The 18,937-nt window shown below is 64.0% G+C and carries 21 protein-coding genes; 10 read left to right on the top strand and 11 right to left on the bottom strand.

Annotation, left to right across the window (positions count from 1 at the left end; translation table 11 throughout):
• Positions 1–8: 8 nt before the first annotated feature.
• Positions 9–1,268 carry a ubiquinone biosynthesis hydroxylase gene (locus LB543_RS12660; RefSeq protein ID WP_224614324.1) on the bottom strand — a complete coding sequence of 420 codons (1,260 nt, stop codon included), beginning with the start codon at positions 1,266–1,268 and terminating at the stop codon, positions 9–11.
• Positions 1,269–1,367: 99 nt separating this feature from the next.
• Here LB543_RS12660 and tesB point away from each other — a divergent pair, with 99 nt between their 5' ends.
• From tesB to LB543_RS12625, 7 genes are all read left to right on the top strand, one after another.
• The gene (tesB, locus tag LB543_RS12655) at positions 1,368–2,228 is read left to right on the top strand and encodes an acyl-CoA thioesterase II (protein ID WP_140811189.1); all 861 of its coding nucleotides are present in this window, start codon (positions 1,368–1,370) and stop codon (positions 2,226–2,228) included.
• Between the two features lie 300 nt (positions 2,229–2,528).
• Positions 2,529–2,867, top strand: coding sequence for a P-II family nitrogen regulator (locus tag LB543_RS12650; protein WP_127280023.1), 339 nt, complete (start codon positions 2,529–2,531; stop codon positions 2,865–2,867).
• A 31-nt stretch (positions 2,868–2,898) separates the two neighbouring features.
• Positions 2,899–4,254 carry an ammonium transporter gene (locus LB543_RS12645; RefSeq protein WP_140763292.1) on the top strand — a complete coding sequence of 452 codons (1,356 nt, stop codon included), beginning with the start codon at positions 2,899–2,901 and terminating at the stop codon, positions 4,252–4,254.
• Positions 4,255–4,582: 328 nt separating this feature from the next.
• Positions 4,583–4,861 carry a hypothetical protein gene (locus LB543_RS12640; protein WP_224594709.1) on the top strand — a complete coding sequence of 93 codons (279 nt, stop codon included), beginning with the start codon at positions 4,583–4,585 and terminating at the stop codon, positions 4,859–4,861.
• Between the two features lie 208 nt (positions 4,862–5,069).
• Positions 5,070–7,727 (top strand): DNA translocase FtsK, encoded by a 2,658-nt coding sequence (locus tag LB543_RS12635; RefSeq protein WP_224614323.1) that lies wholly within the window; start codon positions 5,070–5,072, stop codon positions 7,725–7,727.
• Between the two features lie 134 nt (positions 7,728–7,861).
• On the top strand, positions 7,862–8,542 hold the full coding sequence (locus LB543_RS12630) for an outer membrane lipoprotein carrier protein LolA (RefSeq protein ID WP_224594713.1): 681 nt from the start codon (positions 7,862–7,864) through the stop codon (positions 8,540–8,542).
• Positions 8,543–8,615: 73 nt separating this feature from the next.
• Complete coding sequence (locus LB543_RS12625) at positions 8,616–9,422, top strand: exodeoxyribonuclease III (protein ID WP_224614322.1); 807 nt, start codon at positions 8,616–8,618, stop codon at positions 9,420–9,422.
• A 237-nt stretch (positions 9,423–9,659) separates the two neighbouring features.
• Here the strand turns inward: LB543_RS12625 and LB543_RS12620 are convergent, their stop codons facing one another.
• Together LB543_RS12620 and LB543_RS12615 are read right to left on the bottom strand one after the other, a co-directional pair.
• On the bottom strand, positions 9,660–10,115 hold the full coding sequence (locus LB543_RS12620) for a Crp/Fnr family transcriptional regulator (RefSeq protein ID WP_224614321.1): 456 nt from the start codon (positions 10,113–10,115) through the stop codon (positions 9,660–9,662).
• A 121-nt stretch (positions 10,116–10,236) separates the two neighbouring features.
• On the bottom strand, positions 10,237–10,920 hold the full coding sequence (locus LB543_RS12615) for a response regulator transcription factor (protein ID WP_027145512.1): 684 nt from the start codon (positions 10,918–10,920) through the stop codon (positions 10,237–10,239).
• Between the two features lie 144 nt (positions 10,921–11,064).
• On the opposite strand from LB543_RS12615, the gene LB543_RS12610 reads away from it, so the two are divergent.
• A complete protein-coding gene (locus LB543_RS12610; protein WP_181182927.1) occupies positions 11,065–11,601 on the top strand; it encodes a L,D-transpeptidase in 537 nt (178 codons plus the stop codon).
• Between the two features lie 75 nt (positions 11,602–11,676).
• Here LB543_RS12610 and LB543_RS12605 read toward each other — a convergent pair whose 3' ends face one another.
• Positions 11,677–11,919: a hypothetical protein gene (locus LB543_RS12605; RefSeq protein ID WP_140811181.1), complete on the bottom strand. Its 243-nt coding sequence runs from the start codon at positions 11,917–11,919 to the stop codon at positions 11,677–11,679.
• A gap of 168 nt (positions 11,920–12,087) precedes the next feature.
• Between LB543_RS12605 and gcvA the strand changes: the two genes are divergently transcribed.
• On the top strand, positions 12,088–13,020 hold the full coding sequence (gene gcvA, locus LB543_RS12600) for a transcriptional regulator GcvA (protein WP_224614320.1): 933 nt from the start codon (positions 12,088–12,090) through the stop codon (positions 13,018–13,020).
• An 88-nt stretch (positions 13,021–13,108) separates the two neighbouring features.
• Here gcvA and LB543_RS12595 read toward each other — a convergent pair whose 3' ends face one another.
• From LB543_RS12595 to tsaD, 7 genes are read right to left on the bottom strand one after another with little or no spacing between them, the layout of a single operon-like run.
• A complete protein-coding gene (locus LB543_RS12595) occupies positions 13,109–13,852 on the bottom strand; it encodes a glycosyltransferase family 25 protein (RefSeq protein ID WP_224614319.1) in 744 nt (247 codons plus the stop codon).
• A 15-nt stretch (positions 13,853–13,867) separates the two neighbouring features.
• Positions 13,868–14,284: a DUF1761 domain-containing protein gene (locus tag LB543_RS12590; protein WP_224614318.1), complete on the bottom strand. Its 417-nt coding sequence runs from the start codon at positions 14,282–14,284 to the stop codon at positions 13,868–13,870.
• Positions 14,285–14,319: 35 nt separating this feature from the next.
• Entirely contained in the window at positions 14,320–15,033 is a 714-nt protein-coding gene (locus tag LB543_RS12585; protein ID WP_224614317.1) for a class I SAM-dependent methyltransferase, read from the bottom strand.
• The gene (locus tag LB543_RS12580; RefSeq protein ID WP_140811175.1) at positions 14,988–15,413 is read right to left on the bottom strand and encodes an EVE domain-containing protein; all 426 of its coding nucleotides are present in this window, start codon (positions 15,411–15,413) and stop codon (positions 14,988–14,990) included. The genes LB543_RS12585 and LB543_RS12580 overlap by 46 nt, the downstream gene beginning before the upstream one ends.
• Positions 15,414–15,453: 40 nt before the next feature.
• The gene (locus LB543_RS12575; RefSeq protein WP_140811174.1) at positions 15,454–15,750 is read right to left on the bottom strand and encodes a YciI-like protein; all 297 of its coding nucleotides are present in this window, start codon (positions 15,748–15,750) and stop codon (positions 15,454–15,456) included.
• 38 nt (positions 15,751–15,788) lie between these two features.
• Complete coding sequence (locus LB543_RS12570; protein ID WP_224614316.1) at positions 15,789–16,811, bottom strand: NAD(P)H-dependent glycerol-3-phosphate dehydrogenase; 1,023 nt, start codon at positions 16,809–16,811, stop codon at positions 15,789–15,791.
• Positions 16,808–17,893 carry a tRNA (adenosine(37)-N6)-threonylcarbamoyltransferase complex transferase subunit TsaD gene (gene tsaD, locus LB543_RS12565; RefSeq protein ID WP_224614362.1) on the bottom strand — a complete coding sequence of 362 codons (1,086 nt, stop codon included), beginning with the start codon at positions 17,891–17,893 and terminating at the stop codon, positions 16,808–16,810. Before tsaD ends, LB543_RS12570 begins: the two co-directional genes overlap by 4 nt.
• Before the next feature lie 103 nt (positions 17,894–17,996).
• On the opposite strand from tsaD, the gene hemC reads away from it, so the two are divergent.
• The gene (hemC, locus tag LB543_RS12560; RefSeq protein ID WP_140811172.1) at positions 17,997–18,935 is read left to right on the top strand and encodes a hydroxymethylbilane synthase; all 939 of its coding nucleotides are present in this window, start codon (positions 17,997–17,999) and stop codon (positions 18,933–18,935) included.
• Positions 18,936–18,937: the final 2 nt, after the last annotated feature.

The raw sequence follows: 18,937 nt of genomic DNA, 5'->3' as shown, positions 1-18,937 counted from the left end.
ACGGGCGATCAGATCGCCTCGCCCTTCAGCAGTCGCGGCGTGCCGGCCGAAAGCCCCGACGCCTGGCGGATGAAGAACTCCTTCAGCCGTGGCATTCGTTCGACGAGGCCGAGGCCGATGTCGCGGACGGTGCGCAGCGGGGTGATATCGTTGGAAAACAGCCGGTTCAGCACATCGGTCGTGATGCCCATCTGCACCGTGTCGAAACGGCGCCATTGCTGGTAGCGCTCCAGCACGTCGAGCGCGCCGATGTCCTGGCCGAGCCGGTCGGCCTCGACGATCACCTCGGCAAGTGCGGCCACATCCTTGAAGCCGAGATTGAGGCCCTGGCCGGCGATCGGATGGATGCCATGGGCGGCATCGCCGGCAAGCGCGATGCGCGGTGCGACGAAGGCGCGCGCGATGGTCAGGCCGAGCGGCCAGGCGCGCGGCTTGTCGGCAACGCGAATCTCGCCGAGCTTCAGGCCAAAACGCTGTTCGAGTTCATGTTCGAAGACGAGATCGTCGCCTTCCACGAGCGCTTTCGCATCTTCCGCCCGTTCGACCCAGACGATCGACGAGCGGTTGGTACCGTCCTCGTCGGGTTTCAGCGGCAGCGTGGCGAAGGGGCCGGCTGGAAGGAAATGTTCTTCGGCGCGGCCATTGTGCGGGCGTTCATGCACCACGGTGCAGACGATGCCGGACTGGCCGTATTCCCACTTGACCGTCTTGATGCCGGCCATGTCGCGCAGTTTCGAATTGACACCGTCGGCGGCAACCAACAGCCGCGCCGCCAACGTGGCGCCGTCGGCAAGATGCACCGTGATGCCGGCGCCATTGGTCTCAAAACCTTGCACCGCCACCCCTTCGATGATGTCGATGCCGAGCTTTTCGGCCTTGGACCGCAGGGCGCCGTTCAACGCCCTGTTGGCGACCATGTGCGCGAAGGGTTCGCCCGGCGCCACTTCGCCGCCGAAGGTCAGGAAGATCGGGCGCACCGGATCGGCGCTGCGTGAATCGGTGATGATCATCTCGGTGATCGCCTGCGCCCGCGGCGCGATCTCGGCCCAGACGCCGAGCTGGTCGAGCATGCGGCAGGCCGCCGCGGCGATGGCCGAGGCGCGGCCATCCTTTTGCCAGGAACCGGCGGGCGCCGCGTCGACCAGCGCCACGGTGAGGCCCGGGCGGGCCTGCTTCAGCGAGACCGCGGCGGCCAGCCCGACATAGCCGGCGCCGGCGACGAGGACATCGAGCCCGGCCCTTGTCTTGGCGTCCGCCTTGCGTTCCATTGTCTTGGCTCCTTGCGCGCCCACCGGGGCCTGCGCCCTTGACGGCTCGTTCTTCCTGTCGGAAACCGCCATAGCAATTTTGCGGCGAGGTCACAAAACATGACGGCGGCGATCGACGAGCTTCTGCGCATTCTCGACCTCGAGAGGCTGGAACACAATCTGTATCGTGGTCGCAGCCCCCAGGTGGAGTGGCAGCGCGTGTTCGGCGGCCAGACCATCGCCCAGGCGCTGGTGGCTGCGCAGCGAACGGTGGAGCCGGACCGTTTCGTGCATTCGCTGCACGGCTATTTCATGCGCCCGGGCGACATCAAGGTGCCGATCATCTACGAGGTCGACCGCATCCGAGACGGCGGCTCCTTCACCACGCGGCGCGTGCTGGCGATCCAGCACGGACAGGCGATCTTTTCGCTGGAGGCTTCGTTCCAGGTCGACGAGAAGGGGCTCGAGCACCAGTTCGCGCTCCCCGACGACGTGCCGCCGCCGGAAGGGCTGAAGACGCAGCGCGAGCTGCTCGAAACGGCCGACCGGGTGCCGGAGGCGGTGCGCCGCTTCTGGGCCCGCGAACGGCCGCTGGAACTGCGGCCCGTCAATCTCCAGCACTATGAGAGCCGCGACAAGCTGCCGCCCCGGCAGAATGTTTGGATCCGCCTTGCCGGCCCCGTTCCCGACGATCGCGCGCTGCAGTCGGTGCTGCTCGCCTATCTCTCCGACATGACGCTGCTCGACACCTCGACCTTCGCGCATGGGCGCGGCCTGTTCGATCCAGACATCCAGGCCGCCAGCCTCGACCATTCGATGTGGTTCCACCGGCCGCATCCGCTCGACGGCTGGCTGCTCTATGCGCAGGACAGTCCCTCGAGTTCGGGATCGCGCGGTTTCAGCCGTGGCACGCTCTATGCCCGTGACGGCACGCTGATCGCCTCGATGGCACAGGAAGGCCTCATCCGGCTCAAGCGTTGAGCATCGCGAGTCTTGTTTGAGCAAGATTCTTTCCGAAAGCCGGTTCCATATTTTGTGGTCATGCTCAAAGCCGGCAAAGTAGGCAATTTCGTAAAAATGCCTATTTTTTGAGCACATGGTGCGGCGCAGACGCAGGCACCTGTCGGCGCTGGTCGCTTCATTCCCTTTGTTTACAATAGGTTAACACCCTGCTTCGGCACTTGGCACGGAGCTTGAATCCTTGGGGGCACTCTCCGGGCTCTTTGGGATCGGTGAAGGTGTGCAAACGCGGGGGACCGCAACAGCAAAGGGTGAAACCTTATGAAAATCGTGATGGCAATCATCAAGCCGTTCAAGCTGGACGAGGTGCGCGAGGCGCTCACCGCCGTCGGCATCCAGGGCCTGACCGTCACCGAAGTCAAAGGCTACGGGCGTCAGAAGGGACATACGGAAATCTATCGCGGGGCGGAATACGCGGTCTCCTTCCTGCCGAAGATCAAGATCGAAGTCGCGGTCGCGGCGGACATGGTCGACAAGGCCGTCGAAGCCATCACCGCCGCGGCCAAGACCGGCCAGATCGGCGACGGCAAGATCTTCGTCTTCGGCATCGACCAGGCGGTGCGCATCCGTACCGGCGAAACAGACACCGACGCGCTCTGAGCGGCGAACACGTATTCCAATGGAGAGTTCAATGAATATTCCTTCCACCTTGAAGACGACGGGAAGGGCGGCCCTTCTGGGCTCGCTCGCTCTCGCAGCATTGGGCAGCGTCGCCGCCTTCGCGCAGGAAGCCGCACCCGCTGCCGCGGCTGCCGCGCCGGCTGCCACTCCGGCCCCGGTGCTCGACACCGGCAACACCGCCTGGATGCTGACCTCGACGGCGCTGGTGCTGATGATGACCATCCCGGGCCTGGCGCTGTTCTACGGCGGCATGGTGCGCAAGAAGAACGTGCTCGCCACCATCATGCAGAGCTTCGCCATCACCTGCCTGGTGACGGTGCTGTGGTTCATGTTCGGCTATTCGCTGGCCTTTTCCGACGGCGGTGGCATGAATGCCTATCTCGGCGGCGCCTCGAAATTCTTCCACCACGGCATCACCACCGCCAGCCTGTGGTTGCCGGGTGTGGCAAACATCCCTGAATTCGTCTTCTCGATGTTCCAGATGACCTTCGCCATCATTACACCGGCGCTGATTGCAGGCGCCTTCGCCGAACGCTTCAAGTTCTCGGCACTGCTGATCTTCATGGCGCTGTGGCTGCTGATCGTCTACGTGCCGATCGCGCATTGGGTCTGGGGTGGCGGCTTCCTCGGTACGGCCGGCGTTCTCGACTTCGCCGGCGGCACGGTCGTCCACATCAATGCCGGTGTCGCGGGCCTCGTCTGCGCGCTGGTGCTTGGCAAGCGCGAAGGCTACGGCACCACCAACATGGCGCCACACAACCTTGTCTATTCGGTCATCGGCGCATCGCTGCTGTGGGTCGGCTGGTTCGGCTTCAACGCCGGTTCGGAACTGGCGGCCGACGGCCTTGCCGGTGCCGCCATGCTCAACACCCAGGTTGCCACAGCCGCCGCGGCACTGGCCTGGATGTTCGCCGAATGGATCATCGCCAAGAAGCCTTCCGTGCTCGGCATCATCTCGGGCGCCGTCGCCGGCCTCGTCGCGGTGACACCGGCTTCCGGTTTCGTCAACCCGACCGGAGCCTTCATCGTCGGCATCGTCGCCGGCGTCGTCTGTTACCTCTCGGCGGTCAAGGTGAAGCACATGTTCGGCTATGACGACTCGCTCGATGCCTTCGGCGTGCATGGCGTCGGCGGTGTGGTCGGCGCCCTGCTGACCGGCGTGCTTGCCGACCCGGCGATCAACAGCCTCTCGTCGGGCGCTTCGCTCGGCAAGCAGATCTACGGTGTCGCCGTCACCATTGTTTGGACGGCGGTTGCCACCTTCGTCATCCTCTATGTCGTCAAGGCGCTGGTCGGCCTGCGTCCGTCGACCCAGGAAGAGGTCGAAGGCCTCGACATCTCTCAGCATGGCGAAGTGGTGCCGTAAGGCATCCTTGCCAAGGGACCGGCGGAACCCTCCTCCCGCCGGTCCCATATCTCCCACGCAATTCCGGACGGAAAACCGCCAAGGCACTTTCCTGGAATTGCTTTGAAAAGCATCCCGTCGTGACGTCCTCCAAAGGGCCTCACGCCTTGAGGCCCGGATCGCTCCGGGCCTCTTTTTTTGGAAATTCGTTCTGGTGAAGATCAACTTCGCGCAATCACGTTCGCGTGAAAAAAATTCTCGAGGAAACATCGACCGCCCTGTCTCCGAACTGTGGAGGCGACCGTCGGTGTGACGCTCGCGTTTTTGAACACAGGGAAGGAATTTTCACATGAACCTCAAGAATATCTGCCTCGGGGCACTCGCGCTTTCCATGGTCAGCGGCTTTGCATTTGCCGGCGCATTGGACGAGCCGGACAACATGGCGCCGTTCTTCACCGATTCCAGTATGAAAACCATGAAACCGATGGCGGAATTCAAGGCTGCCTTTATGGCCATGCCGAAGGAGAAGCAGGACGCCATGATGAAGGAATGCCAGGATGCGGCGATGAGCAAGCCGCACGCCGAGTTCTGCGCCAATGTGAAGATGCTCGGCGGCGCCGCCAAGTAACACGCTGCCTGACCCAACGAATGGATGGCGGGCCTGGGCGCCCGCCATTTTTATGTGGTGCGAGCACTGGCAGGTCTCGACGTCAAAAGGACGGTCGCCGGCAGACTTATAGTTAATGCGCCCTTAACCTTCCCACGCCTAGTCTGGCATCCGAATCTGCCGGAGTGCGTCATGTGCTCGGGCCAGGCAATCACTGACGGGGAAGAGCATGCGTTCAGGGGCTTCAGCACCGCTCGCGCTGACCGATACGGGGCACGGCATCCAGGCATTCGCGCGGCGCCAGGTCGGCCGTCTGGTCGGCGCCGGCCTGTTCGTGTTCACCGCCTTCGCCGTCGCAAGCCTCGCGACCTGGAATGTCGCCGACCCGAGCTTCTCGCACGCCACCGCCAACATCGTCACCAACGCCATGGGTTATGCCGGCGCGGTCTTCTCCGACCTCGCCATGCAGTTCTTCGGCCTTGCCGCGGTCGCCGCGCTGGTTCCGGCCGTCGTCTGGGGCTATCTCCTGTTTTCGGCGCGGGGCGTCGACAGGCTGCCCAAGCGCGGGCTGTTCTGGTTCGGTTTCGCGCTGCTCGCAGCCGCGATCGCGGGCTGCATCGTTCCGCCCAAGACCTGGCCGCTGCCCACCGGCCTCGGCGGCGTCTTCGGCGACATGGTGCTCAAGATTCCCGGCGTCCTCATCGGCGGCTATCCGACCGGGCTGATCGCCAGCGTGCTCGCCATATTGCTGGCTGCACCCGCGCTCTGGCTGTTCGCCTATGGCGCGGCGCTGATCGGGCGCAAGAACGGCTTCGCCGTGATGGAAGAACCGGCCGCCGCCGACCTGCGCGAGGACGAGCTCCTGTTCGACAATGACGAGGACGAGGGCGACGAGGGCATGCTGGCGCTCGGCGCAATTACACATTGGTGGCTTTCGTTCCGCGCCTGGATGCATCGCCGCGCGGTGCGTCGCAGGCAGGAGCGCGACGAGTTCGAACCGGAGATGGAGCCGCGCGCCAGCGCCTGGCGCCGTGCCGCCGAACGGGTCGAGTCGGCCGAGTTCGCCGAATCCCGCATGAGCCAGGACGGCCGCGCCCGTGTCGAACCGGAATTCTTCGCCGCCATGGTCAACGACCGCGGTGTTTCCGTCGATCCGGCCGACGACGATGTCTTCGGCCGTGACGACGATGACATGGATTTCGACGACGAGCCGGTCGCGCAGCGGCGGACCCCCGCGGCCAAGGTCCAGCAGTTCCGTTCCGATGCCGCCACCCGGGTCGAGGCGCCTGCGGCGCGACCCGTGCCGGGCGCCCGCGTCCAGCGCGAGGCGCAGACCTCGCTGATCGGCTCGGACACGTTCGAAATGCCGTCGCTGCATTTCCTGTCCGAACCGAAGAACGTCGCGCGCGACCCAAGTCTTTCCAAGGACGCGCTGGAACAGAACGCGCGCCTGCTCGAAGGCGTGCTGGAGGATTTCGGGGTCAAGGGCGAGATCATCGCCGTTCGCCCGGGTCCGGTCGTCACCCTTTACGAGCTCGAACCCGCGCCGGGCATCAAGTCGTCACGGGTCATCGGCCTCTCCGACGACATCGCCCGCTCGATGAGCGCGATTGCCTGCCGCGTCGCCGTCGTACCCGGCCGCAACGCCATCGGCATCGAATTGCCAAACGCCAAGCGCGAGACGGTTTACCTCAGAGAGATCATGGCCAGCCGCGACTTCGAGACGACCAAGGCCAAGCTGGCGCTGGCGCTGGGCAAGACCATCAATGGCGAGGCCGTCATCGTCGACATCGCCAAGATGCCGCATGTGCTGGTCGCCGGCACCACCGGTTCGGGCAAGTCGGTCGCCATCAACACCATGATCCTGTCGCTGCTATACCGGCTGACGCCGCAGGAATGCCGGCTGATCATGATCGACCCGAAGATGCTCGAACTCTCCGTCTATGACGGCATCCCGCATCTCTTGACGCCGGTCGTCACCGACCCGAAGAAGGCGGTGGTGGCGCTGAAATGGACCGTGCGCGAGATGGAGGACCGCTACCGCAAGATGTCCAAGGTCGGCGTGCGCAACATCGACGGTTTCAACGCGCGCGTGCAACAGGCCGAGAAGAAGGGCGAAAAGATCTCGCGCACCGTGCAGACCGGCTTCGACCGCCAGACCGGCGAGGCGATCTACGAGACCGAGAATCTCGATCTCGAGCCGATGCCCTATATCGTCGTCATCATCGACGAAATGGCAGACCTGATGATGGTCGCCGGCAAGGACATCGAAGGCGCCGTCCAGCGCCTGGCGCAGATGGCGCGTGCCGCCGGCATCCATGTCATCATGGCGACGCAACGTCCTTCGGTCGACGTCATCACGGGCACCATCAAGGCCAATTTCCCGACCCGCATCTCCTTCCAGGTGACGTCCAAGATCGACAGCCGCACCATTTTGGGCGAGCAGGGCGCCGAGCAACTGCTCGGCATGGGCGACATGCTCTACATGGCCGGCGGCGGCCGCATCCAGCGCGTGCACGGGCCGTTCGTCTCCGACGACGAGGTCGAGAAGATCGTCGGGCACCTGAAGCTGCAGGGCGTGCCGGAATATCTCGACGCCATTACCGAGGATGACGGCGAGGACGACGACGAGCCGTCCGGCAAGGGCGGTTCCGGTGGCGGAGGCGGTGGCAATTTCGAGGATTCCGACGATCCCTACGATCAGGCGGTCTCAGTGGTGCTGCGCGATGGCAAGGCCTCGACCAGCTACATCCAGCGGCGTCTGGGCATCGGCTATAACAGGGCCGCCTCGATCATCGAGAAGATGGAAAAGGAAGGCATTGTCGGCCCGGCCAACCATGCCGGAAAACGCGAAATCCTGGTGCCGACCGAAGACGACAAATTCTGACGGATGGGGAGTTGCGGCAACTTTGAACCTTCTGGCGCGTTCAACCGGCTGAGCAGCCATCGCCTCGCCAAACTTCAGCCCAACTGGGGGTTCACGACAGCGACCAGATCAGGAATCAGACGAGAGTCACCGATATGAAAAACGATCTTTCAGCACTCAGCGATCTTGCCCCGACCCGCCGCCAGTTGCTTGGCCTCGGCCTGGTGTTCGCGGGTGCCGCCGCGCTCAACGTGGCGCCCGGATTCGAGCTGCTGGCCTCGGCGCAGGCGGCCGTGCCTGCGGCGGCGCAAAAGATCGCCGACCATTTCTCAGCGGTCAAATCGATGAGCGGCGAATTCGTCCAGTTCGGCCCCAAGGGCGAGCAGACCGGCGGCAAATTCTTCCTGGAACGGCCGGGCAAGATCCGCTTCAACTACGACGGGGCTTCGGATTTCCGGGTGATTTCCGACGGCAGGTCGGTTGTCATCCTCAACAAGAAGCTGAACACGTCGGACCTCTATCCGCTGTCGAAGACGCCGCTGAAGCTGCTGCTCGACGACCGGATCGACCTCTCCGGCGACCGCGTCAAGAGTGTCAAGGAAGAAGACGACCTCACCACCATCCAGCTCTCCGACAAGTCGGTTTTCGGCAATGCGCGAATCACCATGATGTTCGACCCGAAAACCTATGATCTGCGGCAGTGGACGATTACCGACGCGCAGGGCAAGGACACGACGGTGATGATCTTCAACACCAAGGAAGGGGTCAGTTTCGCGCCCGACACCTTCGCCATCGACTATACGGCCAACCGCGAACTGAACACCAAGACACGGTAGTCTTCGTCACCTCGCTTGTTTTTCCGGCGTGTGGCTGGCAGTAGTTCGGCGATCTGTCGCCGGACCTTGCCGCATGCCCTTTTCCATCGCCACCTGGAACATCAACTCCGTGCGTTTGCGCATGCCGATCATCGAACGCCTGCTCGATGAGTACGCGCCCGATGTGCTCTGCCTGCAGGAAACCAAGGTCCCGGACGAGCTCTTCCCCGAAAAAGCCTTTCGCAAGGCCGGCTATCCCTACATCGCCTTCCATGGCCAGAAGGGCTATCACGGCGTGGCGACGGTGGCGCGGCGGCCGATCGAGGTGGTCGAGAAGCGCCGCTTCTGCGATATCGAGGACAGCCGGCATCTGTCGGTGACGGTGCGGGCCGGCGGCAAGGCGATCCTGCTGCACAATTTCTACGTTCCGGCGGGCGGCGACGAGCCGGATCCCGACATCAACAGGAAGTTCAGACACAAGCTCGATTTCGTCGCCGAGATGAACGCCATCCGGGCCGAGCATGGCGAGGTGTCGGCCTCGGTGCTGGTCGGAGACCTCAACATCGCGCCGCTGGAGCATGACGTCTGGTCGCACAAGCAATTGCTCAACGTGGTCAGCCACACGCCGGTCGAGACCGAGAACTTCGAGGCGATGCGGCTGGCCGGCGGCTGGGTCGACCTGATGCGGCTCAACGTGCCATCGGAACAGAAGCTCTATACCTGGTGGAGCTATCGGGCGCAGGATTGGGAGGCGTCCAATCGTGGCCGGCGGCTCGACCATGTCTGGTCGTCGCCAAACCTGGTGCCTGATTTTGCCGGCTACGAAATCCTGAGGGCGGCGCGCGGGTGGGACCGGCCGTCGGACCATGTGCCGGTGATCGCCAGGTTCGATCTGGATTAACAGATTCGTCGATAGAAAGGCGTTCTGTCGCGATCCTTCGCGCGCCCCTCTGTCCTGCCGGACATCTCCCCCACAAGGGGGGAGATTGGATGTTTCGAAGCTTTCGCCAATCGCTGATGTTGCAAGATCGAGCGGAGCGCCAAGGCCGCTGATCTCCCCCCTTGTGGGGGAGATGTCCGGCAGGACAGAGGGGGGCGCTGTCCCGCCAAAGCTTCGAGTTCTATCGCGCCGGCAGCTTCACCCCGAAAAGCGCGGCGCCAGTTCCTCGATACGGCGGATCATTTCGTGGAATTCCTCGGAGATGCGCTGGTGCAGTTTCACCGCCAGTTCCGGATACTCCTCCAGGATGCGCCGGAACATCTTGCGGCTCAGCCTTATCACTTCCGAGTCGATTTCGGCCGAGGCGCTGGTCAGCCGGTTGGTATCGGCGATCAGCGCCAGTTCGCTGAGCATCGTGCCGGGGCCGACTCTGCCGATCGGGATGCGCTCGCCATTCTGCTCGCGATAGAGCACGATACGCCCGCTGACCACGACATAGGCCGAGTCGGCCACGTCGTCCTCGCGATAAAGCTTGTGGTCCGCCTGCACGAGAGTGGTCTCGGCGCCGAAGGCGAGCAGGCGCAGCTGTTCCTGCGTGAAGCCTTCGAAAAGCCTCACGGCGGACAGGATGCGGATGTCGTCATCCAGCGCCATCTAGCTGTGTCCCCGAACGGTCAGTCCAATCCCTCCTCTGCGGTACGGCCCTGAATCCCCCTCCAACAGGATCGTACCCGAAAGCGGCCCCGTCCAGACCGCTCATTGGATAGTGAAATGTTTAAGGAACCAGCTTGTAGCCGCCGCTTTCTGTCACAAGAATTTCGGCATTGGAAGGATCGCGCTCGATCTTCTGGCGCAGACGGTAGACATGGGTTTCCAGCGTGTGCGTGGTGACGCCGGAATTGTATCCCCACACTTCCTCCAGCAGCACGTCACGCGTCACCACCTTCTGGTCGGCGCGATAGAGATACTTGATGATCGAGGCCTCCTTTTCCGTCAGCCGCACCTTGCCGCCGCGCGGGTCGATGAGCAGTTTCTGGCTGGGCTTGAAGGTGTAGGGGCCTACCGAGAAGGTCGCGTCCTCGCTCTGCTCGTGCTGGCGCAGCTGCGCCCGGATGCGGGCAAGCAGCACCGCGAAACGGAACGGCTTGGTCACATAGTCGTTGGCGCCGGCCTCGAGACCCAGAATCGTGTCCGAATCGGTGTCGTGGCCGGTCAGCATGATGATGGGCGCCTTGTAGCCGCCCTTGCGCAGGATCTTCACGGCTTCCCGGCCATCCATGTCGGGCAAGCCGACATCCATGATGAGTAGATCGATGAGCCCGCCGCGCGCCGCCGTGACGCCTTTTGCCGCAGTCGATTCCTGCAGCACGTCGAATTCCTCGTAGAGGGACAGTTGCTCGACCAGTGTGCCGCGCAGGTCGTCATCGTCGTCGACGATCAGGATGGTGCGTGAAGTCATGGATCAATCCGTTGTTTTGAAAAGTGAATTCAGTTGACCGCTGCGTATTTATGCGGAGGCTTGCCGGCACAATAGCCGATCACAGTGATTTGTTCCGTGGCACGATCATACAAGAAAAAACGCGATCGCAATGCAGCCGGCGCAATTTTGGCAAAACAGCTGCGCGTGCTGACCGTGCGGACGAGGCCCGGCCACCCAAGCCAGGGCTTGTTGCAGGCCGGCAAAACGGTGTTTGCGTGCGCGCTGGGACGCGGCGGCATCTCTTCCGGCAAGCGCGAGGGTGACGGCGCCACGCCGCTCGCTTCGATGCGCATCCTGGCGGGCTATTTTCGCGGGGATCAGTTTGCCGCCGGCCGCAGGACGCGGCTGGGGATGGCGCTGATCGGGCCTGATCTCGGCTGGTGCGAGGTATCTGACGACCGCAACTACAACAGGCCGGTCAAGATACCCTATGGCGCCAGCCATGAACGCATGCGGCGCGACGACAGGCTCTATGACGCCTGCCTGGTGCTCGACTGGAATATCGCGCCGCGCCGTCGCGGGCGCGGCAGCGCCATCTTCTTCCACCTGGCGCGTCCCGGCTTCACGCCGACGGAAGGTTGCGTGGCGGTCACCGCGCGCACGATGGCGCGGCTTTTGCCGCTGCTGTCGGACCGGACGGTGGTGAGGGTGGTGAGATAGGGGAATAGGGGAAGGCTTCAGTAGCAGACACGTTCAGGCTGCATCACCAATCCTACTCCCCTATTCCCTACTCCCCTACCCCTTCCTGTTCCTCTGCCAGCCGATGTCGAGAAGGCCCAGCCGGCCGGTCTCGCGATCCATGGCGCGGGCGATATCCTTGCGGTGGGCGCCGATATCGCGCAACTGGCGATCGGACAGGTCCTCGACGTTCTGGTGGCCAAGATTGACCGCGACCCTGGCCTGCCGCAGCCAGTCACGAACAGCCGACAGCCAGCTCGGCCGGGCGATATATGCAGGGTGGAGAACGATGTGAGACATGATGTGATCCGTATTCTCCGGACATCAAATCCGGTTTGATGGTGTTTTGATGCTGCAAATCATGCCGGATTGAAAAACAAATGGGAAACGAGTAGTTTTTTTCTCATCATCAAGTTTTATTTGAGGATTGAGGGCTCCCATGGATCACTTCGATCGGGCCGTGCGCTGATGGCAGCGCTCTTGCCGGGAACGCGGGCGCTCAGGACGCTGGAGGCGGCGGCCCGGCACCTCAATTTCACCCGAGCCGCCGACGAGCTGGGCCTGACACCTGCCGCCGTCAGCCACCAGATCAAGGAAATCGAGGATCAGCTCGGCATCGTGCTTTTCACCCGCACCAGCCGCACCATCCGGCTGACGGAGGCGGGCACGGTGCTGTACGAGGCGGCGACCGACACGCTCGATCTGCTTGGCCGGGCCGTGATGCGGGCGCGCAAGATGGCGCGCGGGACGGAATTCCTGAAGGTGACGCTGGACGCGCAGTTCGCGGCGAAATGGCTGATGCGGCGCGTCGAGAATTTCCGCCAACAGCGGCCGGGCATCGAACTCAGGTTCGACATCGCCTACGGCTTGCGCGATTTCGATCTCGACGACGTCGATATCGGCATCCGCTTCGGCGCCGGCAAATATCCAGGACTCTGCGCGCATCGCCTGTTCGACAACATCATCATTCCGGTGTGCAGCCCGGGCCTCCTGGCATCGGGGCCGCCCCTGCGCGAGCCGCGCGACCTGTTCAACCACACGCTTGCCCATATCGAATGGGCCCGCCAGGGCGTGACATGGCCAAACTGGCGCATGTGGATGGCGGCGGCCGGCATCAACGATTTCGACGACAGCCGCACCGTCGTCTTCGGCACGTCCACGGATGCTGTCCAGGCAGCGCTGGACGGCAATGCCGTCGCGCTCGCCGATCTCGCCATGGTGGCAAACGACCTGTCCGAGGGCCGGCTGGTGCGGCCCTTCGAGTTCAGCATCAGGGTTGCGCCGGAATTCGCCTATTTCCTGGTCTATCCCCAGGCCACGGGCGACGATCCCCGTATCGTCGCCTTCCGCGAATGGATCCTGGAGGAAGTTGCCAGGACGCGGACGACGGACAAGGTCTGATCTCTTGTCTCATGCAATTCCCTAGGGAAAGCGCTACGCGCTTTTCCCGGGAAAACCGCGACGCACTTTTCCTGGAATTGCTCTGCACTCAGGACCGGGCGTTGTGGCCGAAGATCATGCGTCGGTATTTCTTCACGTTCCATTTCAGCTTCTTGTACAGAAGCGGCTGCTTTTTGCCGGCGACGGAAGTCTGGAAAGCGCCGTTTTCGCTGCCTTGCTCGACAAGTGGTCGCTCGAACCACAGCATCTCAATGCCCAGTTTTTCGTCCATTTGCTCGATCTGGTGATCGATCACGGTGTATATCTTGTGCTGATCGATCCAGGCACAACGGGCTTCGGCGACCGGACGGGTGATGAGGTAGGAATCCGCGCACCTGGCATGGAGTGCCGGGTAGAGCCTCTGACCCCTGCGCAATTTCCAGCTCGGCGTGTAGTAGTTGCTGCCATTGCCGAGATAGATGACGGCTTTGCGCATCGGGCTGCCGAGTTCGGCCAGCCCTTGCCGAAATTTGGCGACGAAGTCGCGCGCGAGGAACACGTCATCCTCGAACACCAGGCAATAGGGCAGGTCGGTTTCGAGGAAATCGCGCCAGATCCCGACATGCTTCAGCGCCAGCGAGACCTGCGCCGGGTGGACAAAATCGGGAGCGACCAGTTCAGCACGAATCTCCGGGGTGATATCCGGCTGGTCCCAATCGGTGTAGAAGGTGACCGGCACGCCGCGCCGCTCGAACTCGCGCACGATATGCCGGCGCCGGTCGTCATAGCCTTTTTTGACATGACAGACCCGGCTGAACACCAGGTCGCGCGGAAAGGCGGATTCATCCGTCATCGTCAAATCGCTGTCTCAGCTCGCCGCGGCGCCGAACCAGCCGATCACCGCGCCGATGATCAGCAGCACGCCCAGCCAATGGCCGCCGTCGATGAGGGTCAGGTCCCAGCCGAAATTCTCGTAGCGATGGTTGACCGACAGGGTCGTGGCGATGAAACCCAGCCAGAGCACGAAACCGAAGATCAGCCCGGCCAGCCAGGTTGGCTCGCCTCCGGTCATCGCGCCGACGACCAGGGCCATGATGGTAGCCATCAGCAGCTCGGCGATGAAGGAGATGACGAAGGGCAGCGGCGATTTCTTCATCGTCGCCGGATCGAGCTTGACGGCCTTCAGCCAGGGCTTGCTCAACGCCATGTACCAGGCGGCACCGAACAGCCATGCGACGACGGCGGCGGCAACCACCGCGATCCAGTTCACTGCTGAAAAATCCATGAGCTTCCCCCTCCAGATGCGGTTTATGGAAGCGCCTATTCGGCGATGGCGTCAAGCAGCCGCCAGACGGTCGTACGCTTGACTTCGGCATCCTCGAGCGCCCTTGTCACCGGCACCTGGTAGACGCCAAGCGGCTCCAGCCCGGATCGCGGCAGATAGGACCGGCCGGGATCGCCGATCAGGATGTCGGCGCCACTCCGTTTGAGCGCCGAAAACCATGGCATAAGCCGGTCGGCGAAGGGTTTGTCGTAGAAGACGTCGCCAGCCAGGACCACGTCCCAACCCGCGTCGGTGCCGATACAGTCCGTGCCGTGGAATTCGATCCCGACGCCATTGGCCTCGCTGTTGAGCCGGATCGCGGTGGCGCAGAACGGGTCGATGTCGGCCGCCGTCACGTCCGCGGCACCGGCCTTGGCGGCGGCGATGGCGACGAGGCCGGAGCCCGAGGCGAAGTCGAGCACGCGCTTGCCCCGCACCGTTTCGGGATTGTCGATGACATGACGGGCGAGGCCCTGGCCGCCGGCCCAGGCGAAAGCCCAGAAAGGTGGCGGCAGGCCGATCTCGACCAGTTCGTCCTCGGTCCGCTGCCAAAGATCATGCGCTTCGTCGGCGAGGTGGAGAAGAATCTCAGGTACATGCGGCGGCGCCATCAGCGCCGTATTGTCGAGGATGAACTGCCTGGCGCTGTCGGGGGTGAGCGCCGTCACGGAGCAGGCGTCAGGCCGCCCATGCGGCAGACTTCCTTCCATTCGGCCGGGGTCACCGGCTGCACGGAAAGCCGTCCGAGCCGCACCAGCGCCATCTCGGCCAGTTTTGGGTTGGCCTTGACTTCTTCCAGCGTCGGCGGGTTCGGCATGTCCCTGACGGCGCGGATATCGACGCACTCCCAGCGCGGATCATCCGACGTGGTGTCGGGATGAGCGAGCGCGCAGACCTCGGCGATGCCGACCACGTTCAGCCCCTCGTTGGAATGGTAGAAGAAGCCGAGATCGCCGATCTGCATTGCCTTCATGTTGTTGCGGGCGGCGTAGTTGCGCACGCCGTCCCATTGCGTGCCTGCCTTGCCCTTGGCCTTCAACGCCTCGAAGGAGAAGACCGAGGGTTCGGATTTGAACAGCCAGTAGTTCATTTTCTCTCCTCCTTGCGGCCCAGTCGCCGGCGACCGGAAATTAACTAGCCGCCGGCTTGTTGAACGTCCAGTTCCACTGGCGGATTTCGACGCTTTCGAAAAGGCCGGCCTTGGCATAGGGGTCGGCGGCCGACAGAGCCTGCGCGCCCGCCAGATCGGGCGCCTCGACCACCACGAGGCTGCCATCGGACTTGCCGTCGGCGTCGAGGAACGGACCGGCGAAGGCCAATTTCTTGTCGCCGTTCAGCCCGTCGAGAAAGGCGACGTGCTCAGGCCGCGTGTCGAGGCGCACCTGCAGGCTCCCGGGCTTGTCCTTGCAAATCAGAGCAAACAGCATGGTCATTCTCCTCGGGTGGTTGGATCAGAGTGTGGGGATCAATCGTTGGTTTCGGTCTTCAGCGGCCGCGTCATCAGGGCCGTCACTGCCTGGCCGATGGTGATGGTGCCGTCCAGTATGGCGGCCACGGCGGCGATGATCGGCGCATCGATGTTGCGCTCGGCGGCGATGCGGGCGGCGATGGCCGCGGTCGGCACGCCCTCGGCCAGCGGTAGCCCGGAAAGCGCCTTGCCTTGCCCCAGCGCCAGCCCATAGGCGAAGTTGCGCGATTGCGTCGACGAGCAGGTAAGCAGCAGGTCGCCAAGGCCGGAAAGCCCCATCAGGGTCTCAGGCCTGGCGCCGAAGGCGGCACCGATGCGGCGCAATTCGACGAAGCCGCGCGTGACCATGGCGGCCTGGGCGCTGGCGCCGAGGCCGGCGCCGGTAACGGCACCGGCGGCGATGGCGAAGACGTTCTTCAAGGCGCCGCCGATTTCGACGCCGATCAGGTCGTCGCTCGAATAGCAGCGCAGGTTTTCAGCCGAAAAACGGGCGGCAAGGTTGGCCGCACGCGCCTCGTCGCCGGCGGCCACCACCACCGCCGTCGGCAGGCCGCGGGCGACATCGCTGGCGAAGCTCGGCCCGGACAGGGCGGCGACCGGGTTTTGCGGCAGGATTTCCGTAGCGATTGCCGACAGCAAGGCGCCGGTGTCGCGCTCGATCCCCTTGGCGCAGAGCACGAGCGGAATGCCGGCCGGCATATAATCTTTCGCGGCCGCCAGTGTCGCTCGCAACGCCTGCGCCGGCGTCACCGCCAGCACGCAATCGGCCCCAGTGAGCGCTGCCTCGATGTCGCTCGTCGCCGCGATGCCGGGCTCGATTGCGATGCCCGGGAGATAGCGCGGGTTCTCGCCACGACCGATCGAGGCCACGGTTTCAGGGTCGCGCGCGAACAGCCGTACCGAGTGGCCTGCGCGCAGCATGGCCAGCGCCAGGGCCGTGCCCCAGGCGCCACCGCCGAGCACGGCGACATGCCAACCGCTTTTGCCCAGGCCCTCGCTCTTCGTGGCTCGACCGGTCATGCCTTGGCTCCGCGCCGGCCCGAGCCGACCATTGGCGTCGAGACGCTGTCCAGCGGCCAGCGCGAGCGCGGCACGAAATCGAAACCGTTCTCCTGCGCCATGCCTTCGCGCAGCCGCTCGATGCCGGCCCAGGCAATCATCGCGGCATTGTCGGTACACAATTTCAGCGGCGGCGCGACGAAGGTGAAACCAGCCTCGGTGCAGAGTCGCTCCAGCGTCGCCTTGATGGCGCGGTTGGCGGCGACTCCGCCGGCGACGACCAGCGCCGGTTTCTTCGTGCCAGGGAATGTTTGGCTGAATCGTGCCAGCGCGCGCGAAACGCGGTCGGCGAGCGCATCGGCGACCGCCGCCTGGAACGAGGCGCAGATGTCGGCGACATCCTGGTCGCTCAAGGGCTCGATCGCGGTCGCCGCTTGGCGAACGGCGGTTTTCAAACCGGAGAAGGAGAAATCGGGCTGTGCCGAGCCTTTCATCGGCCGCGGGAAGGCAAAGCGAGAGGCATTGCCCGACAGCGCCGCCTTCTCGACGTTGGGACCGCCGGGATAGGGCAGGCCGAGCATCTTGGCCGTCTTGTCGAAGGCTTCGCCGAGCGCGTCGTCGATGGTTGTGGCCCAGCGCTGGTAGTCGCCGACGCCGCGCACGGCGAGAATCTGCGTGTGGCCGCCGGAAACCAGCAGCAAGAGATAGGGGAATTCCAGGCCGTCGGTCAGCCGCGCGGTCAAGGCGTGGCCTTCGAGGTGATTGACGGCGATCAGCGGCTTGCCGGCCGCGGCCGCGATCGCCTTGGCCGTCATCAGGCCGACGATCAGGCCGCCAACGAGGCCTGGCCCGGCAGTGGCGGCGATCGCGTCGATATCGGCAAGAGCCACGCCAGAATCGGCGAGCGCCGCCTCGACGATGCCGTCCAACGCCTCGACATGGGCGCGCGCGGCGATCTCGGGCACGACGCCGCCGAAGGCGGCATGCTCCTCGATCTGGGAGAGCACGATATTGGACAGGATTTTCGGCGCGGCGTCGCCCTCCAGCGCCACGACGCTGGCGGCAGTCTCGTCGCAACTCGTCTCGATGCCCAGAACGCGGATCAATTCGTCGCTATCCCAAGAGATTGTCTATGGGGCTATTCCCCATTAGGAAAAGGCCGGCAAGACCTCGACTTCGCTCGGGGGTTATCACGGACCGCGCGCCATGCAAACTTTGAAAATCGAAACACGGAAAATCGGAACGCGCGGCAGTCCGCTGGCGCTCGCCCAGGCGCATGAGACGCGTGTGCGGCTGATGAAGGCGCATGGCCTTCCCGAGCAGGCGTTCGAAGTGGTGCCCATCTCGACCAGCGGCGACCGTATCCAGGACCGGCCATTGTCGGAGGCCGGCGGCAAGGGCCTGTTCACCAAGGAAATCGAGGAAGCGCTGCTCGACGGGCGTATCGACATCGCCGTGCATTCGTCGAAGGACATGCCGACGGTGCTTCCCGATGGACTGGAGCTCTCCACTTTCCTGCCGCGCGAGGACGCGCGCGACGCTTTCATAGGCAAGGCGGTCAAGCGGATCGCCGATCTGCCGCATGGCGCCAAGGTCGGATCCTCATCGCTCCGCCGCCAGGCGCTGATCCGCCGGATGCGGCCGGATTTCGAGGTGGTGATGTTCCGCGGCAATGTGCAGACGAGGCTGCGCAAGCTGGATGAAGGCATCGCCGAGGGTACCATCCTCGCCCATGCAGGGCTGAAGCGGCTCGGGCTCGAAGGCGTAATCACCGACCTGATGCCGCTGGAGGATTTTCCACCGGCGCCGGGACAAGGCGCGATCGGCATCGAGACGCGGGTCGGCGACCGTGAAATCGAGAACATGCTTGCGGCGATCCATCATGTGCCGACGGGCCAGGCCTTGGCCTGCGAGCGCGCGTTTCTCGCCGCGCTCGACGGTTCGTGCCGCACACCGATCGCCGGCCATGCGACCGTATCGGGCGGCAAACTGTCCTTTGCCGGACTGATCATCTCGCCCGACGGCACGGAATGGCATGACGTCCGGCTGGAAGGCGAGGCCGCGGACGCGGCGGAAATAGGCGCGAACGCCGCGCGGACAGTTCGCGCCAGGGCCGGCGAAAAGTTCTTCGACGGCTGGCTCTGAAA

Source organism: Mesorhizobium sp. ESP7-2 (assembly GCF_020164715.1).
Lineage (GTDB): Bacteria > Pseudomonadota > Alphaproteobacteria > Rhizobiales > Rhizobiaceae > Mesorhizobium.
This window is presented reverse-complemented; position numbering and strand designations above follow the sequence as displayed.